The organism is Variovorax sp. J22R115 (assembly GCF_030317005.1).
Taxonomy (GTDB): Bacteria; Pseudomonadota; Gammaproteobacteria; order Burkholderiales; family Burkholderiaceae_C; genus Variovorax.
On sequence record NZ_JASZYM010000038.1, the window covers coordinates 1 to 24,484 of the forward strand.

The 24,484-nt window shown below is 60.2% G+C and carries 17 protein-coding genes; 12 read left to right on the forward strand and 5 right to left on the reverse strand.

Annotated features, from left to right (window positions below; all coding sequences use genetic code 11):
• Window positions 1-2,266: lipopolysaccharide assembly protein LapB (locus QTI04_RS33455; RefSeq protein ID WP_286619530.1), on the forward strand; the 2,266-nt coding region annotated here is incomplete at its 5' end.
• A 490-nt stretch (window positions 2,267-2,756) separates the two neighbouring features.
• Window positions 2,757-4,271, forward strand: coding sequence for a M81 family metallopeptidase (locus QTI04_RS33460; protein WP_286619531.1), 1,515 nt, complete (start codon window positions 2,757-2,759; stop codon window positions 4,269-4,271).
• 475 nt (window positions 4,272-4,746) lie between these two features.
• Here the strand turns inward: QTI04_RS33460 and QTI04_RS33465 are convergent, their stop codons facing one another.
• Window positions 4,747-5,730 carry an ABC transporter substrate-binding protein gene (locus tag QTI04_RS33465; protein WP_286619532.1) on the reverse strand — a complete coding sequence of 328 codons (984 nt, stop codon included), beginning with the start codon at window positions 5,728-5,730 and terminating at the stop codon, window positions 4,747-4,749.
• Window positions 5,731-7,213: 1,483 nt separating this feature from the next.
• Between QTI04_RS33465 and QTI04_RS33470 the strand changes: the two genes are divergently transcribed.
• Window positions 7,214-8,437 (forward strand): HAF repeat-containing protein, encoded by a 1,224-nt coding sequence (locus tag QTI04_RS33470; RefSeq protein ID WP_286619533.1) that lies wholly within the window; start codon window positions 7,214-7,216, stop codon window positions 8,435-8,437.
• Window positions 8,438-8,711: 274 nt separating this feature from the next.
• Window positions 8,712-9,911 (forward strand): IS256 family transposase, encoded by a 1,200-nt coding sequence (locus QTI04_RS33475; protein ID WP_286619534.1) that lies wholly within the window; start codon window positions 8,712-8,714, stop codon window positions 9,909-9,911.
• 507 nt (window positions 9,912-10,418) lie between these two features.
• Here QTI04_RS33475 and QTI04_RS33480 read toward each other — a convergent pair.
• On the reverse strand, window positions 10,419-12,410 hold the full coding sequence (locus QTI04_RS33480; protein WP_286619535.1) for a hypothetical protein: 1,992 nt from the start codon (window positions 12,408-12,410) through the stop codon (window positions 10,419-10,421).
• Window positions 12,411-12,788: 378 nt separating this feature from the next.
• Window positions 12,789-14,126 carry a hypothetical protein gene (locus QTI04_RS33485; protein ID WP_286619536.1) on the reverse strand — a complete coding sequence of 446 codons (1,338 nt, stop codon included), beginning with the start codon at window positions 14,124-14,126 and terminating at the stop codon, window positions 12,789-12,791.
• A 741-nt stretch (window positions 14,127-14,867) separates the two neighbouring features.
• On the opposite strand from QTI04_RS33485, the gene QTI04_RS33490 reads away from it, so the two are divergent.
• Both QTI04_RS33490 and QTI04_RS33495 read left to right on the forward strand, forming a co-directional pair.
• The gene (locus tag QTI04_RS33490; protein WP_286619537.1) at window positions 14,868-15,461 is read left to right on the forward strand and encodes a hypothetical protein; all 594 of its coding nucleotides are present in this window, start codon (window positions 14,868-14,870) and stop codon (window positions 15,459-15,461) included.
• Window positions 15,461-16,351: a hypothetical protein gene (locus tag QTI04_RS33495; RefSeq protein WP_286619538.1), complete on the forward strand. Its 891-nt coding sequence runs from the start codon at window positions 15,461-15,463 to the stop codon at window positions 16,349-16,351. The genes QTI04_RS33490 and QTI04_RS33495 overlap by 1 nt, the downstream gene beginning before the upstream one ends.
• Before the next feature lie 48 nt (window positions 16,352-16,399).
• Here QTI04_RS33495 and QTI04_RS33500 read toward each other — a convergent pair whose 3' ends face one another.
• Complete coding sequence (locus QTI04_RS33500; RefSeq protein WP_286619539.1) at window positions 16,400-17,164, reverse strand: hypothetical protein; 765 nt, start codon at window positions 17,162-17,164, stop codon at window positions 16,400-16,402.
• A gap of 744 nt (window positions 17,165-17,908) precedes the next feature.
• On the opposite strand from QTI04_RS33500, the gene QTI04_RS33505 reads away from it, so the two are divergent.
• Window positions 17,909-18,526, forward strand: a complete 618-nt coding sequence (locus tag QTI04_RS33505; protein WP_286619540.1) for a hypothetical protein — start codon at window positions 17,909-17,911, stop codon at window positions 18,524-18,526.
• A gap of 48 nt (window positions 18,527-18,574) precedes the next feature.
• Window positions 18,575-18,943: a hypothetical protein gene (locus QTI04_RS33510; protein ID WP_286619541.1), complete on the forward strand. Its 369-nt coding sequence runs from the start codon at window positions 18,575-18,577 to the stop codon at window positions 18,941-18,943.
• A gap of 439 nt (window positions 18,944-19,382) precedes the next feature.
• Here QTI04_RS33510 and QTI04_RS33515 read toward each other — a convergent pair whose 3' ends face one another.
• The gene (locus QTI04_RS33515; RefSeq protein WP_286619542.1) at window positions 19,383-19,931 is read right to left on the reverse strand and encodes a thermonuclease family protein; all 549 of its coding nucleotides are present in this window, start codon (window positions 19,929-19,931) and stop codon (window positions 19,383-19,385) included.
• 647 nt (window positions 19,932-20,578) lie between these two features.
• Here QTI04_RS33515 and QTI04_RS33520 point away from each other — a divergent pair.
• The 4 genes from QTI04_RS33520 to QTI04_RS33535 all read left to right on the forward strand — a co-directional run bounded on the left by QTI04_RS33520 (window position 20,579) and on the right by QTI04_RS33535 (window position 24,225).
• Complete coding sequence (locus QTI04_RS33520) at window positions 20,579-20,917, forward strand: hypothetical protein (protein WP_286619543.1); 339 nt, start codon at window positions 20,579-20,581, stop codon at window positions 20,915-20,917.
• Window positions 20,918-21,510: 593 nt separating this feature from the next.
• Complete coding sequence (locus QTI04_RS33525; RefSeq protein ID WP_286619544.1) at window positions 21,511-22,569, forward strand: hypothetical protein; 1,059 nt, start codon at window positions 21,511-21,513, stop codon at window positions 22,567-22,569.
• On the forward strand, window positions 22,566-23,174 hold the full coding sequence (locus QTI04_RS33530; RefSeq protein ID WP_286619545.1) for a papain-like cysteine protease family protein: 609 nt from the start codon (window positions 22,566-22,568) through the stop codon (window positions 23,172-23,174). Before QTI04_RS33525 ends, QTI04_RS33530 begins: the two co-directional genes overlap by 4 nt.
• Before the next feature lie 448 nt (window positions 23,175-23,622).
• Complete coding sequence (locus QTI04_RS33535) at window positions 23,623-24,225, forward strand: hypothetical protein (RefSeq protein WP_286619546.1); 603 nt, start codon at window positions 23,623-23,625, stop codon at window positions 24,223-24,225.
• The last annotated feature ends 259 nt before the right edge of the window (window positions 24,226-24,484 follow it).

Consider the following 24,484-nt stretch of genomic DNA (forward strand, 5'->3'; position numbering starts at 1 on the left):
CCTTCATGATCACTTCGACGGTATCCGTATTCCTATTCGTACTCACAGTCCTACTCCTATCTTCAAAGATAAGCGATGGACCGAGTCCTGTCATTCAAGGGGCCAGCTCAGGGTCGAGGCGCTTGTTGCGCCTGAGGAGACGAACAAGCTAGAGCTTGTCCAGGTGGCGGAGCTGTTGGCGGAGCAGGGTGTCTTCGACCGAGCTGCGGAGCTCTATGCGCGTGCTATCACTACGGTTGGTGGAAATCCGCTCACCTACGGTTATCTCAACAGTCTGATTGAGTCGAACCAGCGGTCGCGTGCGCAGCAGCTAGTTGACCAACTGCCCGAACCGGTCCGGACACGCTCAGATTTCAGGCGGCTGGAGGCCAACCTGGCGCGGCGCAAGGGGGATTGGAGGCACACTGCAGAGCTTCTGCGCATAGAGTTGAATGAGTTTCCGAAAAATTCAACCGTGGCGGTGAACTACGTGGGCGCGCTGCATCGGCTCGATTCACGAGACGAGGCAATTCAGCAGTATCTTGCCTCCAAGCCGGTGTTCGATGGACAGCACCCAGTTGCAGAGGCGGAAATTGCCAAGTACGAAGTCGCGCATGGGTTGCGGCCGCAAGCGATACGCCGGCTCTACAGCCTGGTGAGGGGCAACCCCCGGAACACCCGTCTCGCGGGCTACTTTCTGGCGCAGCTGCTTATTGGCGAGTTACTGCCAGAGATGGCCAACGAAATCCAAAAGGCGGGTCTTGGCGTCGTCGCGGTGTTGACGGCCGGTGGCGAAGACCTGGTGGTTGCGGTGGACTTCGAAGCCGAACTCGTGGGTGGCTGGACCGGCATGGTTGGCGCCAATTCGGAAGTGGCGAAGGCCGTGGAAGGGAAGGGGGTTGGTGACGTCGTTTCGTTGCACCGAGGGCTCGGGCAGATCGATTACAGGGTGACCAACCTGTATTCGGTATACGGGTTTGCAATGCAACAAGCCGAACTGCTGCTGCGCTCAACTGCGAATCACGAAGGTCCTGCATGGTCCGTGAACATCGCAGCGCCGAATGGCGGCCTGGACGTTGAGACGCTCGCTCGACCCGCCCGGGAAAAGGAAGCACGAGTGACTGCCGCGTACCAAGGCTACAAGGACATGAGGTTCCCTTTGTCCACCTTGGCAAAGCATATTGGAACTAGCCCGCTTGAGCTGGTGCTCGGGTGGCGGGTGGATTTGGCAACAATGTTCGTCGCGTTGGGAACCGAAGACGAGCAGGACGCCCATTGGCAGCTATTGAAAGAACGGCCGGCGGTCGTGTTGGATCTGCCGACGCTAGGCGAGCTGGTGGCGCTCAAGGTGTTTCGCCAAATCGCGCCTCTGTGGGGGAGGCCGCTGGTACCCTCCGCGGCACGTGATGAACTGATGGGCATTCTCGAGGCAGACCTGCAACTTGAGCCGGAAATGGCCTTGCAGGAAGTGAACGGTCAGATTGCACGGGTGGCGTACACCGAATCGTGGCGCCAGTCGCGGTTGTCTGTTCTTCGCGAGATGCTCGCTAGTATCGACGAGCTATGCGAAGTCACTCCGGTTTTAGGGCCTAAAGTGCTGGGGCCCGGACATCGGTGGCTGGAATTGCTTCTTGACGACGCGACGCTCGATGCTGTCTATTTGGCAGTCGAGCGCAACGCGGTTTTGGTTACTGACGACGCGGCACTTCGTCTCGAAATGGCGCGAATCGACTGCAACCGTTCGGTGTCCGCGCAGGCGGTTTTGGCCTATGCGCGGGCCGCGGGCGCCGTCTCGGAGGACCAGTATGTATCCGCACTGGGAAGCAAGCTACTTCGTGCGCAGGATTTTGTAAGTGTCTCTGGCGCTGATTTCATTCGAGAAGCCCGGCGAACGCCACACGAAGCATCTGAAGTTGTACTAGCAGGGCTGGGCACTCTTCGAAGCCCCAACCTGAACATTGCCACTGGCGTCAAGGTGGTTGCGGAGATGCTGACGGCCCTAGCAGGAGAGCTTAAGAATTCGGTGCTGGCTCGATACTATTCGGCGACGCTGGACGCCTTTAGGGTTCACCAAGTGCCACGCCTGTTAGATGTCGTCCATCGCGCGTTGGCCGGTGCGATGGCCGAGCGGCTGGAGCAGCTCCCACGCAGAAAGGCCACATTGCTCCGGCGCGAACTCGGCGCGTTGATGACTCCACCGGCGGAGGTGGAGCCTGAGGCTCTTCAACTGACGCCCATCGCGTTTGCAATTCGAGAACTACTTTTCGGGATGACCCGTCGCTCGTGAGGCGGCGTGTCCGCAAATGAGAAGAACGGCTTGAAGGGGCTGCGCTGCCAGCAATGCCGATAGCGCCGTCATGTTGCTGGCTCTCGACCTATAAGGCGAGCCGCCTCCGCAATTTGCGCGAAGAACTCGGCCCTGCGCGTCCTTTGCCGGGTTGGTCTTTGACCGCTGCGTGCCTCGCGACAAGACCACCTAATCATTGCCCTCATGGTTGTCATATTCTCGAGCTCAGTTGGGGGCGCGGTCATATTCAACCGTTCGCTTGGCATTAGTGTCGGCAGTTTCCTGAAGGCGAATACCAAGCCTCCATAGGAGCATCACAGAGGCCCGCCGAGCGAGGTTAGGTCCTTAACGATGCCGGAGTGCTTACGAACGTCAGCCGAGTGACTGTCTGCATGCTTGATCTAGGCGCGCGCGCCGGTTGGGGCGAGTGACCGACGGCGGGTCGATCCTGACATAATCGCCCCCCTTTCACCGCCGCCGGAGTCAGACCATGCGCGTCGTCGTCGCCCGAATGCAGCACGAGACCAACACGTTCTCCCCCGTGCCCACGCCCCTGGTTGCTTTCGGCTCGGGCAACGGCACCGGTCCCTACTACGATGCCGACGCCAGGCGCGTGATGACCGGTGCGAGGGTGGCAATGGGCGCGATGCTGGCAGCGGCCGAGGCGCGCGGCTGCGAAATCGTGACGCCGATCGCGGCCATGGCCACCCCCAGCGCGCCGGTCGAGGCTGCGGCCTACACCCACATCTGCGACACCATCTGCGAGGCCATCGCCGCGGGCTGCGACGCCATCCTGCTCGACCTTCATGGTGCGATGGTGGCCGAGAACAGCGACGACGGTGAGGGTGACCTGCTTGAGCGCGTGCGAGCGCTGGCACCGAAGACACCGGTGGCGGTGGCGCTCGACCTGCACGCCAACGTGAGTCCGAAGATGGCAGCCAACGCCGATGTCATCGTCGGCTACAAGACCTACCCGCATATCGACATGTACGAGACCGGCGCGCATGCGGCGCGCCTTCTGTTCGACATGTTGGACGGCAAGGTGAAACCCCTGATCGGTTTCGCCCAGTTGCCGGTGTTGGCGCAGACGCTGGAAATGAACACCAACCTTGGCGCGATGAGGGCAGCGCTCGATGGTGCGGTGTGGCGCGAAAAGGATCGCGGCGTGCTGGCGTGCAGCGTCTTCGGCGGCTTTCCGCAAGCCGATACGCGCGAGGCCGGAATGAGCGTGCTGGTGGTGACCGACGGCAATGCCGCGCTGGCTGCGCGTACCGCACGCTGGGGCGCCAACTTCCTGTGGTCACGGCGCAGCGAGTTCATCTTTCGCCAGCAGCCGCTGGCGAAGTCGCTCGGGGCGGCAAGGAAGGCGGCTTCCAAGGCGAACGGCAAGCCGGTGATCCTGATGGACCATGGCGACAACGCGATGTCCGGCGGCACCTGCGATACCGTCGACGTGCTGAAGGCGGCACTCGATGCGGGGCTCAACGCCATCTTGGTCGGGCCCACTTGCGACCCGCAGGCTGTGGCCATCATGGCCAAGGCGGGTGTTGGCGCCGCCGTCACGCTGGCGCTGGGCAACAAGACGCCGATGCCCGGCGTCGGCGTCACAGCGCCCGAGCCGTTGATGCTGACCGGCCAAGTTCGCATCGTCACCGATGGCGACTATGTAATCAGCGGCCCCATCTTCACCGGCAGTCACACCTACATGGGTACCACCGCCGTGCTGGACACCGGGCGAGTCAGGGTGGTCGTCACCTCGCAGCCGCACGAGCCACTGGACCTGGGCTGTTTCACCTCGGTGGGCATCGATCCGCGCGAGGCGCAGTATCTGGTGCTCAAGTCGCGCATGTATTTCCGGCCTATCTTCGAGCCGCTGGCCGCCGCTGTCGTGCCCTGTGCGAGTGTCGGTGTGACCAGTTCGGACAACGCGATCTTTCATTTCGAGAAGGTCAGGCGGCCGATCTATCCTCTGGACCGCATGCCCGCCGCCTGGAGCGCTTCGTGATCGAATCATAGGCCGTCAGCGTCTGGTCCATCTGGTCCAACAGTCGACGCGCTTTGAGCCCGCTTCCGGCCGCTGCCTCGAACTCGTTTTTCCGAGCACGCTCACCTGGCGCAGTGGATCGGTGCCGATACCTGACCCGGCAGCGTTCGACAGCATCGAGGTCAACGACCGTCTCGCCCTGATCAAGCTATGAGCAGCTGACGGGCAGACGGCCCGTCAAGAGCGCCTCGGTCGCACGCTTACCCTCAAATGGCTCTGGCAGTGGCGAGTGTCGGCGTCGGAGCGACGCGTACAGCCGGAATGGAGCTCAGCGTACAGCCGCTGTGGGGAACCTATAGCGACTCCGAGCCTTGCCAACGTGAGTGGCACGACGGAAAAGACAGGAAAGCGCCGGACTGCAGGCGCTCGCGTCTTGAGCGGGGAAGGGCGGCTTTCGCTGCGACGAAGAAATCCGATTGGGATATTCATCGCCGCCTCATCGGATGATCGCCGTGGCGCCGGAAATGAAGTTCTTTGGTACTCCGATACCCAGTCGCGTTGCGGTTCTGAGATTCAAAACGAGGTCAAACTTGTTGGCCAGTTCAACTGGCAGCTTCCCGGGGTCGGCTCCCTGAAAGATCTTCGCGATGAAGCGGGCGCACCTGCGCGCCAAGTCGTGGTAGTCCAATCCGTAGGCCACAAGAAACCCAGCCTCAGCGTATCGTCTTCCGTCTCCGATGGCCGGCACACGGTTCTGAACAACCAGTTCGCCCAGGCGCTTGACGTTTATGTAGAAGAGCGCGGTCGAGTCAGCCATGAGCGGCAGGCCCGAGCGACTGATCTCTTGAATCACTGAATCGAGTTCGTCGATGGATGCGATCGGGAAGACCTGCGCCGAGGTGTCCATCGACTTAGCCTTTGCGTCGAGAGCCGCGCGCATCTCGGGTCGGGTTGCAATGGGGGAGGACGCTGTCGTGAGGAAGGCCACCTTGCGCGGCCGGCGGGTGATCTCCACAAGGAACTGGAGCCGCTTGGCCAGGAGCTCTGGCGCCAGGACCGCATTGCCCGTCACGTTTCCATCTGGACGACGAAGGCTTGCTACCAAACCGTCCCTTACCGGATCGGCTGATGTCAACATAACGATTGGAATCGTGGAAGTGGCTTTCATTGCCGCCTTAACCACGCCTGTTCCCCCCGACACGTAGATGGCGTCGACTTTGTGAGCCACCAGTTCCTGGGCCGCATCCTCCGCTGTTTTTCCATCTCGGCCGACAAAGCTTGGGACCACTGTGAAGTCATATCCCTCCGTAAGGCCGAGTCGAGCCATTTCAAGCAGGAACTCGATCCAGATGGGGTCGACGGGGTTGTCATCGATCGACAAGACACCAAGCCTGTGGTGTTTCTTCGACAGTGCCGCGCTTGGCAACGCCAGCAGCGTTGCACACCCTGCGAGCACGAGGCATCTGCGTTGAGTTCGCATTGCGCACCTCCTTCCCCAAGGGGCGACGTCGAATCGCCCACTCGACGCTGATTCGATCAGACGTGCGGTCGGAACGCAAGCCACCCCAAAGGGGGGCACGTCGTCCTATCGATCTAACGTTCCCGATCGAGTCGTAGTCGGCGAAGTTGCCCCTTAAGGACCAGCGATGCACGGCTGCGCGTGCACGGGGTGCAGCTTGCAGGCGCTCGGCCTGTATGGCGCCACGAGCACCAGTGAAAGCGCTACGACGGGGGTCATTCCTTAGCAGGCGGGACGCCTACGGTGCCGGCATGCTGGTAAGCAGCAGCATCTTCTAGCGCCACTTCGGCATGGAGCGCAACGCCGCGGCACGTCAGGCGGCCGATGCTCGCAAAGCCCGGCAGGCGGACAAGGCGGCCATGTTCAAGGCCTGCTCCGAATCGAACACGGCTGAGGTCTACGCCGCCCAAATGGCAATGGACCGCGTAGCCACGTGCGGCGCATCGCAAGTACATGGAGTGCCAGAAGTTAGCTCGCGCCACCTACCCATGATCAACTCCCAACTCGCCCGCCGACCCAGCCTGACTGGCGCGAGCGGAAACGACTGGAAAGCGCTGGACTGCTGGCGCTCGTGTCGCAAGCGGGGAAGGGCGGCTTTCGCTGCGCAGTGCATCTCGCTAACTGCGGCGCCTGTCCTAGTCCAGGTCACCGAGTTTCACCCGCTCATGAATACCATGTCGTGCGCGACCGGTCGCACGGGCCGATGGCGTTGACTGGGTCTGAACCAGACGGAGATCGATGCGCCTATAGTTGGTGAACCGAAGTGATCTCAAGGAGCGAGTGATGAAGATTGCCGGGAACGTTCCGTCCAGCTTCGTTGGGGAAAGCGGGCGAAGAAGGTCCTTCCGCATCGCTCGAACTGGTGGCTGAGGCGAGGGCGCCGGGGATAAACGTCGCGCAAGCAGGAGTCCGGGCTTGCGGCGGCCGTAGCGGCTCGCCGCAAAGAGCACTGGCTGGGGCGTCGATCCCATTGCTTACCCATCACCGCTTGGGTGAGCAATCCCATGTGCGTCGCGTTGAAGGTGCAATCGGTCAGCGCGGTGCCAATGGCTGCCGACGTCGATGGCTCCCGCCGCGGCACCACCATCCACGACGAGACGCCGCTCCGGCCTTTCTACGGAAGGCTGCAACGTCAGAGCCGAGTGCACCATTGGCTGGCAATCCGACTGCGGAAGGTCTCCAGGCTCGACTGAACGAACAAGCAGTTCTCCGGGAGGGGTACCTTTTTCCTCGAGGTCCGCCATTCTCGGGTTAGACCGTTCTGGCGTAACACCCACGGCTAGGCGCCTTGCCATCAAAGTTTAGGTTGACAGGCTTTGAGCGCAGGAGTGTGATGCATCGCCTTCTCGATCCAACTGAGAGCCGCTTCACACCGCGCTCCTGCTGGACCGTCCAAGTGTTTCGTTCCAGTCTAAAGCGAACTCCAACAACCGGAGGATCTGACATGAACGCACAATCGGGCGACGTCGCTCTGGGTTTCATCGCGCGTGGTCCTCTTTCACGCGGCTCCTTGACTCGCGGACTGCTAGCGCTCTGTGCGACTGCGGCACTGATCGCATGCGGTGGCGGAAGTGGTGGAGGTAGCATCGGCTCAGCTAGTGCGCCGGTCTCCGCCAAGTTCGTGGACAAGACGTTGCAGGCCGCAAAACTCGCCGCGACAAGAGGTCAGCCTGTCAGCCCTGGTGATGACAAGGGTGTCCAACCTGAAAAACCGGGAGCGGCAAAGTACGGGCTGGCCATCAACCTCGGGACGCTCGGCGGTGCATTCAGCTTGGCGTACGCCGTCAATGCGAATGGTGACGTTGTCGGCACTGCGGCATTGGCAAGTGGCGAGGAGCATGCTTTCCTGTGGCGCAATGGAACTATGACGGACCTTGGAACGCTCGGAGGGGCCGGTAGCGTAGCGTACGGCATTAACGCAGCTAGCGATGTAGTCGGTTATTCCTTCACCGCGCTCGGGGAGCAGCATGCCTTCCTTTGGCATGGTGGAGTAATGCAAGATCTTGGTCACCTCGGTGGTGGCAACAGCATCGCGAGGGGCATTAATGACGCGGGGCAGATTACTGGGACTTCCGCGATTGCTAGTGGAGAACTTCGTGCCTTCGTTTGGGAGAACGGGACCATGACAGATCTTGGCACGCTGGGGGGCAGCGTCAGCTTTGGCAGGGCCATCAGCAACAGTGGTCAAGTCGTCGGCGGCGCCGTAAACAACTTCGACCTAGAGTACGCCTTCTCCTACCAAGGCGGCGTGATGAGTTCATTGGGCACCCCACCTGGCGGAACATTTTCAGAGGCAGCAGCAGTCAATGGGGCCGGCAAGATTGCCGGCATCATGGATGGCCCGGGTGGGCAGCTTCGGGCGTTCGTCTTCTCGAGCGGCGCGTATACCGACTTGAGCTCAGCGTTCAACGGCGACTACAGCGAGGCTTCAGGGATTAGTGGGGACGGTCTGGTCGTCGGAACGCGAATCACGCAAGATGGACTTGCCATCGGGTACTACTGGGATGCCACGGGGAGCCCTACGTCGTTGAACAACCGCATTCCTGGCTCTCGCTCAAACCAGAGCCTCGCGTTGGGCGTCAACGGCGACGGCGACATAGTTGGCGGCGCGCAGTTTGAGAACCACGGGTCGGAAATTCATGCGTTCTTGCTCAAGCGAGTCCGATAGGTCTGGCACCTGTCGACACTTGATGGCAACAATGGTGTCGCGCGCTCGGAATGGCAGCAGAGGGCGAGCTTGCAGTCGTCCTCGCTTGCGTACCACAAAGGTTGATGTCCCGGGACGTGGTGTAAGTCTTCGATCACTCGCTGCACGGCAAGGCGCGTAGGGCGTAGCCCGAAGCGCCTTGCCGTGCAGCGGCCGCTCTCTTCGGGGTGGTCATCGTGAAGTCCGGATAAGTTTGAGGTGCGACCCACCAAACCTGTCCTTAAAGGAAATCACGATGACCAACCCAACTATGGCATTGGCCGAGCTCGCCGAAAAGGGAGCCGATGTCGATGTCTTGCGCCAGATGGTCCAGTTCATGGCCCAGCGCTTGATGGAGCTCGATGTTGAAGGCCGCTGCGGCGCGGCCTACGATGAGAAGAATCCGGCCGAGCGCCTGAACAGTCGCAACGGCTACCGCGAGCGCACTTGGGACACCCGGGCCGGTAGCGTCGACCTGAAGATCCCCAAGCTGCGTCAGGGCAGCTACTTCCCCGAATTCCTGGAGCCTCGGCGCACCGCCGAGAAGGCCCTCACGGCCGTGATCCAGGAAGCCTATGTTCAAGGCATCTCCACCCGTTCAGTGGACGATCTGGTCAAGGCGCTGGGCATGACGGGCGTCTCCAAGAGCCAGGTCAGCCGCCTGTGCGGCGAACTCGACGAGCGCGTCAACGCCTTCCTCGGGCGCCAGATCGAGGGCGACTGGCCCTACCTATGGATCGATGCCACCTACGTGAAGACGCGCGAGGCCGGGCGCATCGTGAGTGTCGCCGTGATAGTGGCGGTCGGCGTGAACACCGATGGCCAGCGCGAAGTCCTCGGCCTGAAGGTCGGCGCCTCCGAGGCCGAGCCCTTCTGGACCGAGTTCCTGCGCAGCCTGAACCGCCGGGGCCTTCGCGGTGTGAAGCTTGTGATCAGCGACAGCCACGAGGGCATCAAGGCAGCGGCTGCGAAGGTGCTCAAGGCCACCTGGCAGCGTTGCCGGGTGCACTTCATGCGAAACGCTCTGGCGCACGCCGGCAAGACGCAGCGGCGCATGGTCTCGGCTGCCATCGGAACCGTGTTCGTTCAGGACTCGGCCGATGCAGCTCGAACGCAATGGCGATCTGTTGCCGATCAACTCCGAGACAAGTTCCCCAAGCTCGGCACCCTGATGGACGACGCGGAGAACGACGTGCTGGCCTTCATGACCTTCCCGCGGGCGCACTGGACGCAGATCTACTCCACCAATCCTCTCGAACGGCTGAACGCGGAGATCAAGCGACGCACGAACGTGGTGGGCATCTTCCCCAACGACGCCTCGATCACGCGCCTGGTCGGCGCGATGATGCTCGAGCAGAACGACGAGTGGTCCCTCAACCGGCGATACATGCAGCTTGAAGGCTTGCAGACCCTGAGCGACACTGCGCCCACTCGGCTGTCCGCTGTGGCTCGCTGAGTACCGTGCAGCTCAGCCTTCTCCGGGCTGTGGAGCTACACCACGGAATGGGACGCGACCCCACAAAGGACGAGGCTTTCCCTAACAGCCAGGCTATGCCGCACGCCACGCAACGCGAGTGCCGCTTTGCCGGCCACGTTCAGACCCGGCACGCCAGGGGAAGCCCTCCTTCAGGGGTAGACGAGAGGAGACCATCTAGCCCGTTCAGGGCTCAAACCCGAGATCTGGCGTTGGGCAACGGAGCAGGGCGCTGTGAATGACCGTAGACCTTCGGATTGCAGTCCACCGCTTCTGCCTGCTTGTAAGTCCGCTGTCGCTGCACAACAGTACTTTCAGTACGGGGGAGTCGATGCCAGGGTGGTGCATTGGAGCGGTCACTTTGCGTCGTACCGGACTCCTTAGCACTAGAAGTGCATGCTCCTAGTCGCCAGACAAGCTCAAGGAGGCCAGTTGGACAAGTCAATCCGGTCCAAATGAGATCCCGTCAGGGTCATGCGCTCGCTGACTTCAATGCTCGGTGCGTCGGCAGCTCGTTTCGCGTTCGCTGCAGTAATAGGTCCGCCGGCCAGCGACGTCCACTCCCGCGCTGCGGTCCATGCTGTTGGAATTGTTCGTGGCCCCGAATCCGCAGCCCCAGACGAGGTGCGTGCTGGAGGCCAGGCGGCGAGCGTCGGGGCAAGCGTCGCTCATGGCGTTGACCATGCGCTCAGGCGTCGTCCATTCCGCCAAGCCGTTCTTCGGGCCGCCGCTCAGGGCCGCAGTGACGGGCGAGGCGCATCGAAAGTTGCCTGCCTCGTTCGGCCTGGTGCACACGAAGATGGCCTCGGGAAAGGTACGGTGGTTCGGGCCAGCCTCTTTCCGCGGGACGGCCGAGGAGGGGCTATCTGACATGCGCGACCAAGAAGAAGCCTGAGGCGAGACGGCTTGCGGCTCGCTGCGCGTCGCCATCGCGGGAGTGACAGCAGGGGAAGGTCGGCTCAAAGTCGCCTGGTTCGAATTGAGCGCACTTTGCTGGCCAGCGGACGAAGGGGTGCTAGTTGAAGCAGCACGAGCCGGCGGCGCATTCCGAGTTTGAAACTCCGCCTGCCCGCGCGCCAAGCTGCTGTTCAACTGAGCCTGAAGCTGAGCTTGTTGAGCGTTGCTTTTGCGCATTTCGGATCCAAGAGTTTCTGCAAACACTTGGGCTACGTTGGGCCGAGATCGTTGATCTTCTGCCCTTTGCGCTGCGTCAGCGGCCTCTTCCTGACGGACCATTTCATTCCATCTCTCAGTGTCTTTGCTGTTTGCAGCCAACCAGTTCTCGCGCAACACCGCGTACTCGGCGCGATCTGTTTTCTCGAAGGTAAGCGAACTATTCTGAGCAGGAGCGATGACGAGCAGGTGGCCAGAGACACGGTCTAAGTGCCATTCGGCCTTCTCTTTCGCGCCGGTTGAATCTGTCATCAACACCCACGAATCCGCTTGTACAGCACCGCGACGGGTCGGACTGGATGGATCGGGCGGCGTGTAGTCCCCCATGAAGGTAGAGCCCATGTTGACCTCCCGCAGGCTGCCATCCTGCTCATACGAAATTTCGACTTCGCGGGTGCTACAGCGCACTCCGAGACTGGCGGTAACGAGACACAGCCAGAACTCCCTGCGCATGACGGCTCCGGGCACTTTCCATGAGAAGCGGTACGAGATCACCTGCTTTCGTCCATCGCGCAGGACATACGCTTGGCCACCTACAAATTTTGCCAAGTCCCCAAAACGGCGAATCTGTTCAGCGGTATCGTGGGTGCGCGACCGATTGGAAGCGGCATTGTCGATTTGGGTCGGCAGCCGAGCCTGACCTGGTGACTCCGGGTTCGGAGTCTGCGCCGGCGCAGATGCGGGACCAGCGGGGAGCACCGCCTTCGCAGCGGCTTGCTGGATGGGCACTGACGCCGGAGGTGCCGCTAGCTGCACCGGGCGCGAATCGGCTGCGAGTGTCACCGACTTGGACGCACCATCTGTCGCCTGGGCTAGTTGCTCTGCCGACACCTCCCTGTATTTAAGGAAGGGCACCGCCAAGATCTGACCGTCTAGTTTCCACGTTCCAACCTTGCAGCAACTGTTCTCTTGGAGCAACGAACCATCCGGGCTGACCCTCAGGGTCGAGCGATAACTGCTGCCGTCCTGCTTCGCGACCAGAAACTCCTCTCCTGCCTTGAAGGTGATCGTGGTTGCGTATGGTTCACCGCAACCGAGGGTGACGCAACGGCGATTCCAAGCCCGAATCGAGGTTCCAGGTTCAATCCATTCAAATGCGCGCCACTCCACGTCCCTGCCGTCAACAGACAGCCAGCGCTTGTCCAGCACATCCAGAAGAATTCCCCAACGAGCACGCAGTTCGGGCTCCTGCATGCCGGTCGATGTGACCGCTGCAGCGACGGCCGAAGATTGGGTTGTAGTTTGGGCCTGAGCGGTCATGGAGATCGCTGCGGCAATGAGTATCACGGGGACAAGAGCCTTGATCACGAATCCCTCTCATCAAGTGGACGAATCCACCTGCAGTTCTTATTTGAAGATCGAGCGCGTGTCGCGCCGCGCGAAATCCTAGCGGGGCGGGCCGCACTGCCGTTACCAGACCTTGGGGCAGACATCACCCGTGTGTTGCTCATTTCACGAATGAGGGGAAAAATCGCAAGCCCCACACCAACCAAATCCATTCGCCCCTTAACGAAATGGCGGTTCTGCAACGCACTTTCGTCCCTGCACAACCCAAGACTGGCGATGCCCTCGTATCGAAGATATCGGCCGTTCGCGAGCCGCTTCCCCAGGGAGGCCAGATCAGACGCGGATATAGGGTATTGGCAAGATTGGAGCGGTTCAGCACGCCGGCCGCTCCCGGCGAACTTACTGAGAAGCCAAGATGTCCTCCGGAACCTTGGGCACGAAGGTGATCGATCCCTTGGCCACACGAAGGTCGAAAAATCTGTCCGAGTCGTCGATCTGGAAGACCCTCTCGCGGCCATCAAACGTACGCACATGCACCTGCAGCTTCGACAGGTCTTCTGGAACCACGATGAGACTGTCCTTGTTCCAGGGCAGCGTACCGTTCGCCGAGTAGGGCTGCGTGCCAGCGGCCATGGCGTAGGTCGGGCCGGTCAGGATGCACGAGACCTTGCCGGGCGCGCCCCTGGGATACTTTGTGCTGGGTCCAATCTTGTCGACACGCGCCTCCACGCGAATCCCGTTCTCACTGCTTCCGTTCCAGTCAATACGGGCGCATTTCCCGTTGTCAGCAGAGGTGTGCTTGTATGCGAATTTAGAGGTGTCTGTGAGGTCCCACTTCCATCCATTTTTTGGCATCGCCCACCTGGCAATTGTCGTATTCTTGCCTCGCACCTGGCCAAGGTCTGCTGTGTACTCGGCAACCTCTTTGCGCTTGAAAACGCGTTCCCCGGTGATTGAAAAGACTCCGATATTGGCAGGCATGACCACAACGGGAAGTTCGCGAACTACATCCTCCGTTGAACCGGCAAGCCAACTCGTGAAGCCCTTCCTCGGTTGCGTGTAGGTCACCTTGAGTGTGTAGACCTGCATCTTGTCGGCGATCGCTGGGGTCTGCGCGAGAGGAACCCGGAACTGAACTTCCTGAGGACCGATCACCGTACGATCCGCAGTCTTTCCATCGGGAAACGTCATACGGGTGTTGGCGACGTCCAAGCTCACGCCGCTGAGGCGGATGGTGTAAGCACTCGTCACGGTAGTTGGCATCACCCGCGGACTGAACGCGGCCACATACGGCCGGCCACCAGGCAAGCGTGCGACAAGTTGATTCGCGGAAAGCGTGATGAATTGAATGGTGGCAAGTCGAGCTTTGCCTGCATCGTTAACGTCTGCGACAGCCTGACGGATTCGACCGAAGTTCTGCTTCGAAGCGTCGTCCAGTTGAGCAAAAGCCCGATCCATCAACTCGGAATTCGTAGCCTTCCATGCGTCAAGTGCGTCCTTTGCGCGCACAAGAGCCTCGACCATGAGGTAGTCGCCCGCATCCTGAAACTGCTGAATGGAACCGTTGATGTTCTGGAAGAGATCGTCAACAGCAACGCTTGTCATGGCACCTGCGGCAAGTTGCGTCACTTGCGCTCCAGAACGGCTTGGGATTGCAAGCAGGCCGACCGATATCGGCAAAAGCGCGAGCACAAGGATGAAACCGCGCGTAGGGTAAAGAGTGATCTTTCTCGTCATAAAAATCTCCGGCTTGCTCGAGGTGCCCTGTGGGGCCGGACGGCATACTACCAAGATTGATACACCTAGCTACATCCATGTGCGAGAGTTTTCATCGAGCCCAGCGACGCGTTTACTTCGGTGGCAGGAAGTTGCAGAACGACTGGGGTGTTGATTTTTGTTGAGCGTGGCCGTGCTCCAGCCGAAGAAGCAGTTTTGGAGCGCAGCGCCAACAACAGGGCGTGCGCGACCTTCAAATAGTGAGGTCGCAAGCGTCCGCTTCAGCGAAGTGCATACAGCCGGAATGGGCACGATGCAGCGGTTCCGTCCTGCCCTCGCCATCGGCTGCTGTCGCTGCAAACCCGCCGGCCAATTGGCGAGGAACGACAGGCAGGGTAGGGCCCTTTCCGGACATAGAGTTCTCGCAAAAGCGGTCGCTCTCCGGCTATTCGCAAGTGGGCCAGTTTGCGAGGCTAGCGTAACAGTCCTCGACTTTTCGGCACAGCATACGCCCGACGTCGCCCCCTGCAAAATGCAGGCACAGCCTTGCTCAACCGCCCCTTCGGCAGTTCGGCCCACCCGCGCTTTTGATGATGACAAGCCTTGCGCAAAGTCGTAGTGTTATCGGCCGTCTCCAACGACGGTTGAGAGGTGACCATGAGGGCTTGCTTAGTTGCTTTGTTAGCTCTGCTCACAGCGGGCTGCGCTCATCTGGAATTAAAGGCACCGGCCTATGTTCCAAATTACGGCGGGATCCCATACGTGGAGTTGACCAACCAGCCGTCTGGCCAGACATTCGCTTCCCTCAAAAAAGAGAAGCTCGCGGTCGTCCCCACACGAAATACCGAGAACTTGCTGCCGTTCTTGGAAGAATGTAGAAACGCCGGCGACACAAATGACAGTTTGTCTGTCGGAGTCTTAACGGTCTTTGTGCCTCCAGTCGGTCTTATTGGGATGGCGCAGGTTTCTGATGAGATGGCAATGAGACCTAGTGCTGTGGCAACTGTTTCCACGCGCCTGCTTCGCCTTCAAAGCGAAAAGTTTCGAGAAACGATTGTCGCTCCGGACTTGCCCTCTGCGCTGAAGGAAAAGCCCGACGCAGTGGCAATTGTCGATCTATCGGCCCGGGACGGATGCGAACAGACCGGAGTGCCAGCGACACTGAACCTGAAAACGCGAGTGTTGAATCAAAACGCATTACTCGTATGCGAAACCGACGATGTGGTTAAGTCGGGAGAAGCCTATTCAGCTTCGGACCTTAACTTCTTCGTCACAGACAACTTTTCGTTTCGGCTGTGGGAAGGGTACTTTCGGGTTTTTGGTCGGAAAATTGCAGAAAAGTGTGGAGGTGGATGATGCGTATTATTTTCGCGATGATTGGAGTGCTCTGCTGCTTCCTTGACGCCTACGCCCAATCTGATCCGTCAATTCAGACGAATTGTCGAAACTTCTCGGCTAGAACTTTTTGCCGAGCAGATGCCGAAAGATACCTACTTACTCTAGCGGACAAGGATCCCAAAATCGCAAAGAGAGTGCGAGACCGCTATTACAATGAACTGGCGATACAACGATTGTTCGAAAACCTCGAGCGATGGGCCCTACGTGAGGCCCCGCAAGCTCGTAAGGACGATCAAACTGAAGACATCATGGTCTCAATGCTTTATGCAGTCTTGAGAATCGATGACACGACGGAAGAGGCCGGATTGAGACGTCAACATGACGACATTGCTCTAGAGGAGTTTATGCGACGAGCTCAAGAGCTTGAGAAGGCCGAAAGAGAGAATAATGCAGTGATTCACGACAAGCGCGCAGTGTTTTGTTCACAACTGCTCGACGTTACGCAAAAAGCCGTGAGTGAAAACAAAATTCCTATGGCCCAGGAATTAGTGCAGGCAAATCAACAGAAATGTCCAAACATCGTTGGATTGCTTTTGCTCAGTGCATCAGCGCAAACGGCGTCTTCAGGGGGTGCGGTGTTTGCTACTATGTCCAGCATGTCCCGAGGGCAGGAGACCCCTGTCGAACAAGCTCAATCAAACTCATCGATGAACGCTTGGCTGGAGTTCCTGAGTGCGACCGCGGTCGGGGTCGCAGCAGCTCGATCTTCAATGGCTGTGCCCGTACCTTTGCAGACGCGACCTGCGCCTCAGGGAGCGATTCCAAATGTCAGACCGCAGACGATTCCGCCGACCGGAACCGCCTGCAATACGGGCGGATGGGGCGACTGCAAGACTTGGGTGAAGTAAAGTAAGTTTCGCGAAGGCCCGGAGTTGGCCGACAACGGAAACGAGATGTCAAGCACTGCTTCCCCCCGTGGGTGCTCTATGGTTGTTCGCTGACTCGTACTCGGCCAAGAAGCCACAGAGCGCCTTCTCGAGAGAAACATCTCCGACAGCCTTCGCGACCATGATGGTCGACATCAGGCCGCGATAAACGTAGTTCTCGGCGTCCTTGGCACATGTGGCGACGCGAGAATTGCCACGCATGCCCTCAACGTGAAAGCGAGGCGGGTCTCCGCCATACATCTCCATAATGTTCTCCGACGCGGCGTGGACATAACCCGAGTAGGCGGTGCTGATACTTTCGCCCGCTGCAAGGGCTTGAGAGGCGTTGATTCCTTGACCAAGGGCATTCATTGTGTGCGCCCGAATCTTCCTCCTTGGGACAAGGTTGGGCTTCGGAATTTCCAGCGACCCTTCCGGGCGAGAGAAGATTGCTTCGGAGTAGAAAGCCTCAAGGTATTGGGTATGGCGTTCGGTTCGTGCTCCGTTGGTTTCCGCACTCGCGAGGAAGATGATGTCCTCTTGAATCTCATCGAGCGTGCGAAATAGGACGCCGACTTCCTGGACGAAGCCTGCATCCAACAAGACTGCTACCGCATTTAGGCCACTCAAGTTCCGCGCAAGCTTTTGCAACAGTGCTTCATGAATTCCCTTGTTTGCAAACCTATAGACGAACGAATTTCTGAAGTCGACCTTCTGCGGAGGTGTGATGGTCGATTCCAGGCGACGGAACGCTCTGGTCATCGCTTCAACAGCTTCGGCTTGTAAACGAGGCATTTTGGGTTCTAGATTTGACCGACGTTGCCGAAAGTCTGGTTGTGGCTGCGGATTCAACCGGTAGATGCAAAACACTGAGAGCTGCGTAGGCAGAAGGAGTGTCGCAGATGAAGTACCGGACGCGAGCCAGAAGGCCTCGATGTGGGAGCGATGGAAGCAAGGATTTCAGATTGCGAAGCTGTTCAATCGGCCGCACACATCGTTGACACGCAGGTTCTGAAAGTAGAAGCCCAAAGTCGAGATCAAGAGTGCAGCTAGCGAGATCACCAGCGCCGGAGAAAGCAGACTGGACTTTTCGTCGGAGCCACCAGCATCGCTGGCAGGGATTGCCCGGGAGCCAGAACGCCCAGCGGCGTTGCGAGGCGCGGCTACCTCGCCGATTCAAGATGCCGGGGAAAATCGCGTGAAACTGTACGCCATGCGCTCGAAGGGTTGCGGCCAAGGCAACGCCCCATTTCGTCCCCTGCGGAAGAAGTAAAGCCAAGGGGACGCTGTTATATCCGTTGCAGCCAGCAGACTCATCAAAGCGACCGAGGACTGCCGTCAACTCGCGGAGTTCGTTGGTCGTCGCCTTTGTTGTTGATGGCAACGAAGCATTCCCGTTTTCTGCTGGGGTTGCTCGGTCAGGCGCCCGATCTCGGGATAGATACACCGTTCAGCTAGTTGAGTGCTTGGAGCGAGATACTCATAGTCAAGCCCGCGTTGACAGGTAGTTCGCGAGCCAACGATTCGAGAGGTGAACCCATGGAATCGACCAAGGCAGAAGATGCAAAGTCCGCCCCCTCGTTTGCGTGGAAGGATCGAGTTTCGATCGCTATATCGCTATTCGCGCTGGCGATCTCGGCGACCGGTAGCTACTTCACGCTGTTCAGAGAGGACAACTCCTTGAGCGCCGCCGTTCTCAGGGTCGGTATCGACGACAGGGAGACCACCGTGAGCGTCGCAATCCTGAACACAGGAAATCGTCAGGTGGCCGTTACGGGCGCAGGAATCTACTTGGTCGAGCTAGACGGATCGGAGAAACTTAGACAACGGTTGGTCACCACGACGAAGCGTGAGTCAGGGCCTGCACTTCCTTTGCTTTTGGAGCCAGGAAGGATGGCCATCGTCGAACTATCCGCGGAGACCGATTGGAACTCGGTGCAGGCGTATCGCCAGAAGGTTGAACCAGGCGAGGATCACACGCACTTCACCGAAATGGGCGTGCATATCGCCGCGTTCAATGCAGCAGGCGCGCAAACGTACGGCGATCTAGACGCAGTTCGCCTAGCGTTGGTGGACAAGAAGTTCATTGGGTATTCGCTCGATGACTCAGTTGCACGATTCACAGGCAAGACTGCCTCTCCGGAAAGTCGCCGATGACCCCTCGGAAATAGCGGAGGCCATGGCCGGGCGCATTGCACCGGGCTCTTGAGTAGCACCAACCCAAGTGCGCCTCTCTTTATCGAAATCCTGCGCCATAAGGCTGCCGATCTACGGAATTGGCAAGTACTCCGCTGCTACGTGACCCAGGTTGAGCAGCTCATCGGAACCGGCGAGAAGCGTGCCCGCGAGCGCGCGGCACGCGAGGAGCAGGAGGCCGCTAATCGGGCTGCCGCCGAGCGGGAGGCCGCTGCGGCGGCAGCCGCTTCGGAAGAGGAAGAAGAGGAGAGGGAGCGTCAGCGGGCAAGACCGAGCCTCGCCCAGGTGTTCGCGGGAACCTTCGCATCGGAGATGGCCAAGAACAACGCGCAGCCGGGATCAATGCCGCTCTGGCACAGGGGAGCCGGCAGGCCGTAACTCGAAGCGCGAGCCCCAGTCCAAGCCCGATCACGACGACGCGCAGCGAGCCGCAAGCCGTCTCGCCTCAGGCTACCTCCTGGTCGCGCATGTCGGATGGCCCCTCCTCGCCAGCCCCGCAGAAACAGGCCACGCCGGGCAAGCCGCTGAAGTTCGTCTTGACGCAGTCGATGGAGCCAGGTCTCAAAGCCAAGGCCAATCCGGTATGCGTCTCGAACGAGCGTTGCCGACAATGCTTTCGTCTCCATGCGCTGATGGGACAGTCACTGCGGCGGCAGCATCACGCTGTTGGACCTGATGAATTGCCTGTCTGGGCGCTAAGAGCCGCAGCGCAATCGCACCAGTGTCCGCTTAGTGGTAGGGTTGACAACCAACGGCCGAAACTGGCCGCGAGCACCAATTCGCGGCCGTGCCCGACAGCTGTCGAATTGTTCGTTCATCACGAGACTTTAAAAGATGGAGCGCTTTGGCTGCGCTGCCGCCTCCGCCAGTCCCAGGGTGCCGTAGGCTGAACATCGCGCCAAAGACCGAGGTGCTTGGCTCTGGCTTCTGTCTCAGCAAACTCGTACTGGCCCTGCCCCTGTGGTGATTGTTCTCGGGCGTAGGCGCGATACCACCAGGCCATGCCGATGGTCACCATGGCAAGGCCAGCATCGAGCGTCTTCGGCCCATTGGGGGCTGATGCTGGTGCCACCATTACTTTGCAGACGCTGCGGCCGTAACGATCTGTCTTGAAGCAATCCAGGCGAGCTTCCTTCATGTAAACCAGATCTGACATTGCCTGCTTCGCGCGTTCACCGAATGGCTGGCTCTTTTCGGGTGCGTCGATTCCGTTGAGCCGCACCTTGATCTCCTCGTAGCCACCTGGCACTTCACAACGGGCCTTGACGGTGTCACCGTCCAATACGCCGACGACTAGGCAGGTACTTGGGTTGGCGAAAGCGCCAAGGGGGAAGGTGAGAACGAGGGTCAACAGGAAGCGATGCATTCGTCAATTGTGACGGCCTAGCGCGGACTGGACCGAGTCGAGCCCGGCGGCTTTTCGGCGGCCGCTTTTGTTGGGCGAGGCTGACGCTGCACCAATCTACCCCCCGAAACCAAAAGGCGGTCTGGTCTCGGTGGTGACGTCAGTCCCCGCCAATGCGTTGCCGTCGATAGCGTCTCTGCCTCGTGCGCGATGAACCCATGATCAACGGCGACACAGGACCAGCGACGCCCGTCCCAATGGGCGAAGGTGCGATATGGCCGATCGGGCAGGAATAGCTCGTAGGTTCCCTCCTGATATGGGCTCTTGCCAATGGGAAACCAGTCAGTGAGTAGCGGCGGGCTTGGTCGATTGGCCATGCGGCATGAGCCTCGATTTTCGCCTCAGCATGCACCGCCCCGGTAGGTGTGCGCAAGACCCTGCCGCTTCAGGTTTGCAACCCGTGCCATCGCGCAGAGGAGCGCAACCACCACACGCTGAGCGTTCCATCGCCTTCTCCTCAGTTGAATTTTGGTAGGCATTTAGTACCAAGCTCAAGGTCCACATCATCGAGAACCCATGGAGCCACATGCAGCAGCAAGACGATTCGCTTGACTCAGCCATCGCCCCGGGACTACCTTCCCGCCTCTCTGGACTCGCAAGGAGTTGCCATGATGGCTTTTGCTCGAATCGCATCGGTAGTCTTGCTGTTGAGTTATGCCGCGCTCGGTTCCAGCTATTCATTTGCCCAGACGTCACCGTCAGAGCGTGAGGCCGCGGCCGCCGCCCAGGCAAAACGCCAAGGCAAGCTGCCCACCAAGGGCGATGAGCAGTATCAGAAGAACGCGCTTCAGCGCTGCGAACGCCAGCCGGAGGGGACCGCGAGAGACGCTTGCGTGAAGCGCGTCACTGCTGCGGGCGACACCACAACACGGGGCAGTGTCGAAGGTGGCGGGAAGATGCGGACCAACACTATGCAGGTGCCTGCAACCGACGCGCCCAAGAACTGAGGGCGCCACGCGCAATCTGGCCGCATTCAGTCGGCCTTCCGTCCTCTGCGGCCAGCAAGTCAGTGTGCGCGAGACGCCTTCCGTGCGGCGACCCTGTTGCCGCGGCACCGTTGAAAGTCCGGTTGCGGGCGAATTCCGTCTCGCCCCTGAACGGCAGGTCATGGCCGGGACTGCCTGTTCGCCAAACTCGCCTGTGGTCGTTGGCCAACCGGGCGATCGCGCCGAGGTCAGCTGTCAGGCACGGCCGCGAATTGGTGCTCGCGGCCATCACCAGCCATTCGATGTGGATGCCAGAATGCAGCCGCTCGACGCCGCTCTCGACCCATACCGGCCGGATGGGACTCGGCCACAGCAGTCGGTCGCTACTCGACGAGCCGGCCAAGAGCGGCCGCTCGCGCGCGACCGCTTCTGGTCGCGCCAGCCCTTCGGCATGCATGGGCGGGACTGACGAGCGGCTGTTTTGTTAGGCGCAGCGCACGTGTTACGGCACTGAATCGAGGCCGAGTTACGGCACGTCGTCCTATATCACGGTTAGGTCCCTTGAGCTTGGCGGAGTCTGCATTCGTGTGTAAGCTTTGAAAAGTGAATCGGCGATGAAGAAGCTGCGGCGCTTGTTGCGATCACCGCAAGTTGAACGTACAAGCGCGCTCCTTACGCTGCGTGTCAGCTGCTCGCGCTTGCGCCAGGGCCAAAAAGAGGACTGGATTCAATTGGTCCACACCGGAGGGAACGCCATGAAGCGAACGTGTACCGCTGTCGCCACCGCTGTCTCGTGCCTGAGTCTTTCTCTACCGCTCCACGCACAGGACATCGCCGCTTTGCTGCAACAGCTCAAGGCTGCCGAAGATGCGGCACACAGCGCGGCGAAGCACGAGCCGGCAAAGCCCAACGAGGCAGACCTGGTGCTGAACGCAATGAACCGCTCGACGGTGCGCAGTCCTCTGGACCCCAACATAGTGAGATCCAGAGTCTCGAAGGTCACGACCGAGCCCACCAAACCGATTGCCGGTGGGCTTGCCCCCAGGGACATCAAACTGAGCCCCGACGATGTCAGAGTGACCTTCACTCAACATTGGGGCGCTGATCTCGGCTGGAAATGGTATCTGGCCCCAACGGAAGGGCCCGTACTTATTCCGCCTGAATTCAATGACCAGGTCTCGGGTGCCCTCGTGCCCATTGGGCTGATGGCTCAGATCTGTGAACACGACGGGCTCGGCGAAGCCGGGACGGGGCACTGCGAAGACATCTCTCCGCCTGGGAGATTTGTTGGGGACAAGATCAACGACAAGGGCACCCGCTTCTGGGTGACCGACAAGCAGTCGATCTTTACGTTCACCTCGGCCAACCCTCGCGTTCCAAGCGAGGTCCAGTTTGAGTTTTGGTACCGGTCGCCCGGTCCGGGGGCCCAGTTTTCCTACATGTGGAACAAGGACTGGTACCACGAGCGCTACGAGTTCGATCTGCCCGACCGATGCGCCAACCCCGACTTGTGGGAAGGGTTCGTGTCCAAGGACAAAGACGGCAACCCGCTGGCCGGCTGGACGCCAACCAAGATCGGCAATCGCCTGACGCTCGAATTGCGGGTTAAGCCGCATTTTTGGGGCGTTGCGCACAAGAACAAAGTGATCGTCGGGGTGAGATGCCAGGCATGAACATCGCCGCCGGTGGCCGCCCAAGGACGCGAACAAGGTGCTGGTTCGGGGTGCTCGCGCTGGCTGCATTGCTCGGCAGTGCCCATGCAGCGCCGGTGGCCATCGACCATAGCAAGCGCCTGACGCCCGTCGATCAGGGCGACAGCAACCTGTGCTGGCTTGCCTCCGCGGCCATGATGGTGTCCTGGAAGGAGAGCCGCAAGGTCGACATGGGCCAGCTCGCAGCCGGACTCGGCAATCCCTATGCGGACTTGTTCAAGAACATGGCCCCTGCAAGTCCTGCGCTTGTCAAGGCCCTGGCGGCGAAACTCGCCCTGACCACTCGAGGGATGCAGAACTTCACTCCTCAGTGGTGGATAGACCGCCTACGCGCTGGACCGATCTGGGTCGGTGGCTACGAGGCCGGGGCCAAGATGCGGCACGTCCGTGTGTTGGTTGCCTTGGTCGGCGACTCCACCACCCCAAATGAAATGACGGCCATCTACGTCGAGCCGGCTGGAGGGAAACTCGTCCCAACTACGTTCAATGAGTTGAACAAGTTCTTCGAGGCCATCGCCAAAGCGCCAGGTAACCTGCCTGATGTGCAGGTGTTGACCTTCGATTGAGAGTGTCCGGTCTCGGGCGCGCCACCACGTGGTGGCGAGCGGCTCCTTCGGGTCGGTCTCAACGTTGAACGACCGCTGACCGGCACAACCGCCGACGTCTCTTGATGGCCGGTTGCTCCAGTTAAACAAGCTCACGCAGATGTCTGCAACGGGCACTGACCGGACGCCCCGAAAAGCTGGGCGGAACTACCGCTATCGCTGCAATCCCGCGGCTCAACCCGGCCACGTGCGCTCCTTGCCGAGCCAGCGAACGTCACCTGACCGCGTGCCTACGGCGGCATCGGCCGCGACATGAAAGCGGTGTCAGCTCGGATGGCCAAGGCCCGCCTTGTCTTCGCTGCTCGCGCCCCGGGTGCCTTCCCGGGTCCAGCAAAAATGGCCGGGCTTGTGTGAGTTGTGCGAGTTGACTATGCTAACTCGCACAACTCGCACTCGCAAGGGCGCCGCCATGAAGAACCTGAGCTTTCACGTAGATCTGGACCCTCGCCAAATATCCCATGAGCTGACGGAGAAGGACATTCAAGAAGTTCGGGAGGTGCTGCCTGACTTGCTCACCGCAGTACTGGCCGTTCGATACGAGCGCCGCCTAGCTGCACTCGAGACGCTCGTAGAGCTATTTGCCGGACGAGCAGAGATCACGCCAGCCGACTCCGCGCAAGCTCGGATGGAAGGACGCGCCCGTAGCGCCATCCAGGAAGGCACGGACTGGTACACGGCGCAGCAAGTGGCGGAGTTTGCGAAGCTGGGCCCCGGCAATCCAATAGGAAGCGTCAGCCGCTGGAAGGCTCAGGGCCGTGTCTTTGCACTTCGACAAGGTAACCGAGACCTGTACCCGCGCTACGCACTGGGCATCGACTTTCATCCGCTGCCTGCAATGAAGGACCTCCTGCGGGTGCTGGACAAGCGCAGCGGCGAGTGGCTGGCGACCTGGTTCGAGAGCACGAACGGCTTTCTTGGCGGAAAGCGTCCGCGCGAGCTTCTCCTATCCGACCCTGCACGTGTGCTGGAAGCCGCGAAGGATGAAGTGGAGTCGCGGGAGTTCGCCAGTTGAGCTGGTTCAATGACCCGATCACCCTCGGCACCCCCACGCTAGCGACTGAACCGCCCCAGCGCGCTCCCCATAGCGCGGCTGTGGCGTGCCTGCGATTGCCCCCGGGCCCTTACTCGACTTCGTTCGCCGGCAAGAGGGCAGGACCTTGGTGAGCGTCCAGCGATCCCACCTTGCGCCTGACGCAGCGGCTCCCGAGGATGGCGTCCACCTAAATTTGGCGGACGCCTATGCATCCCAATACTTCCAATCGCCGAGTCCA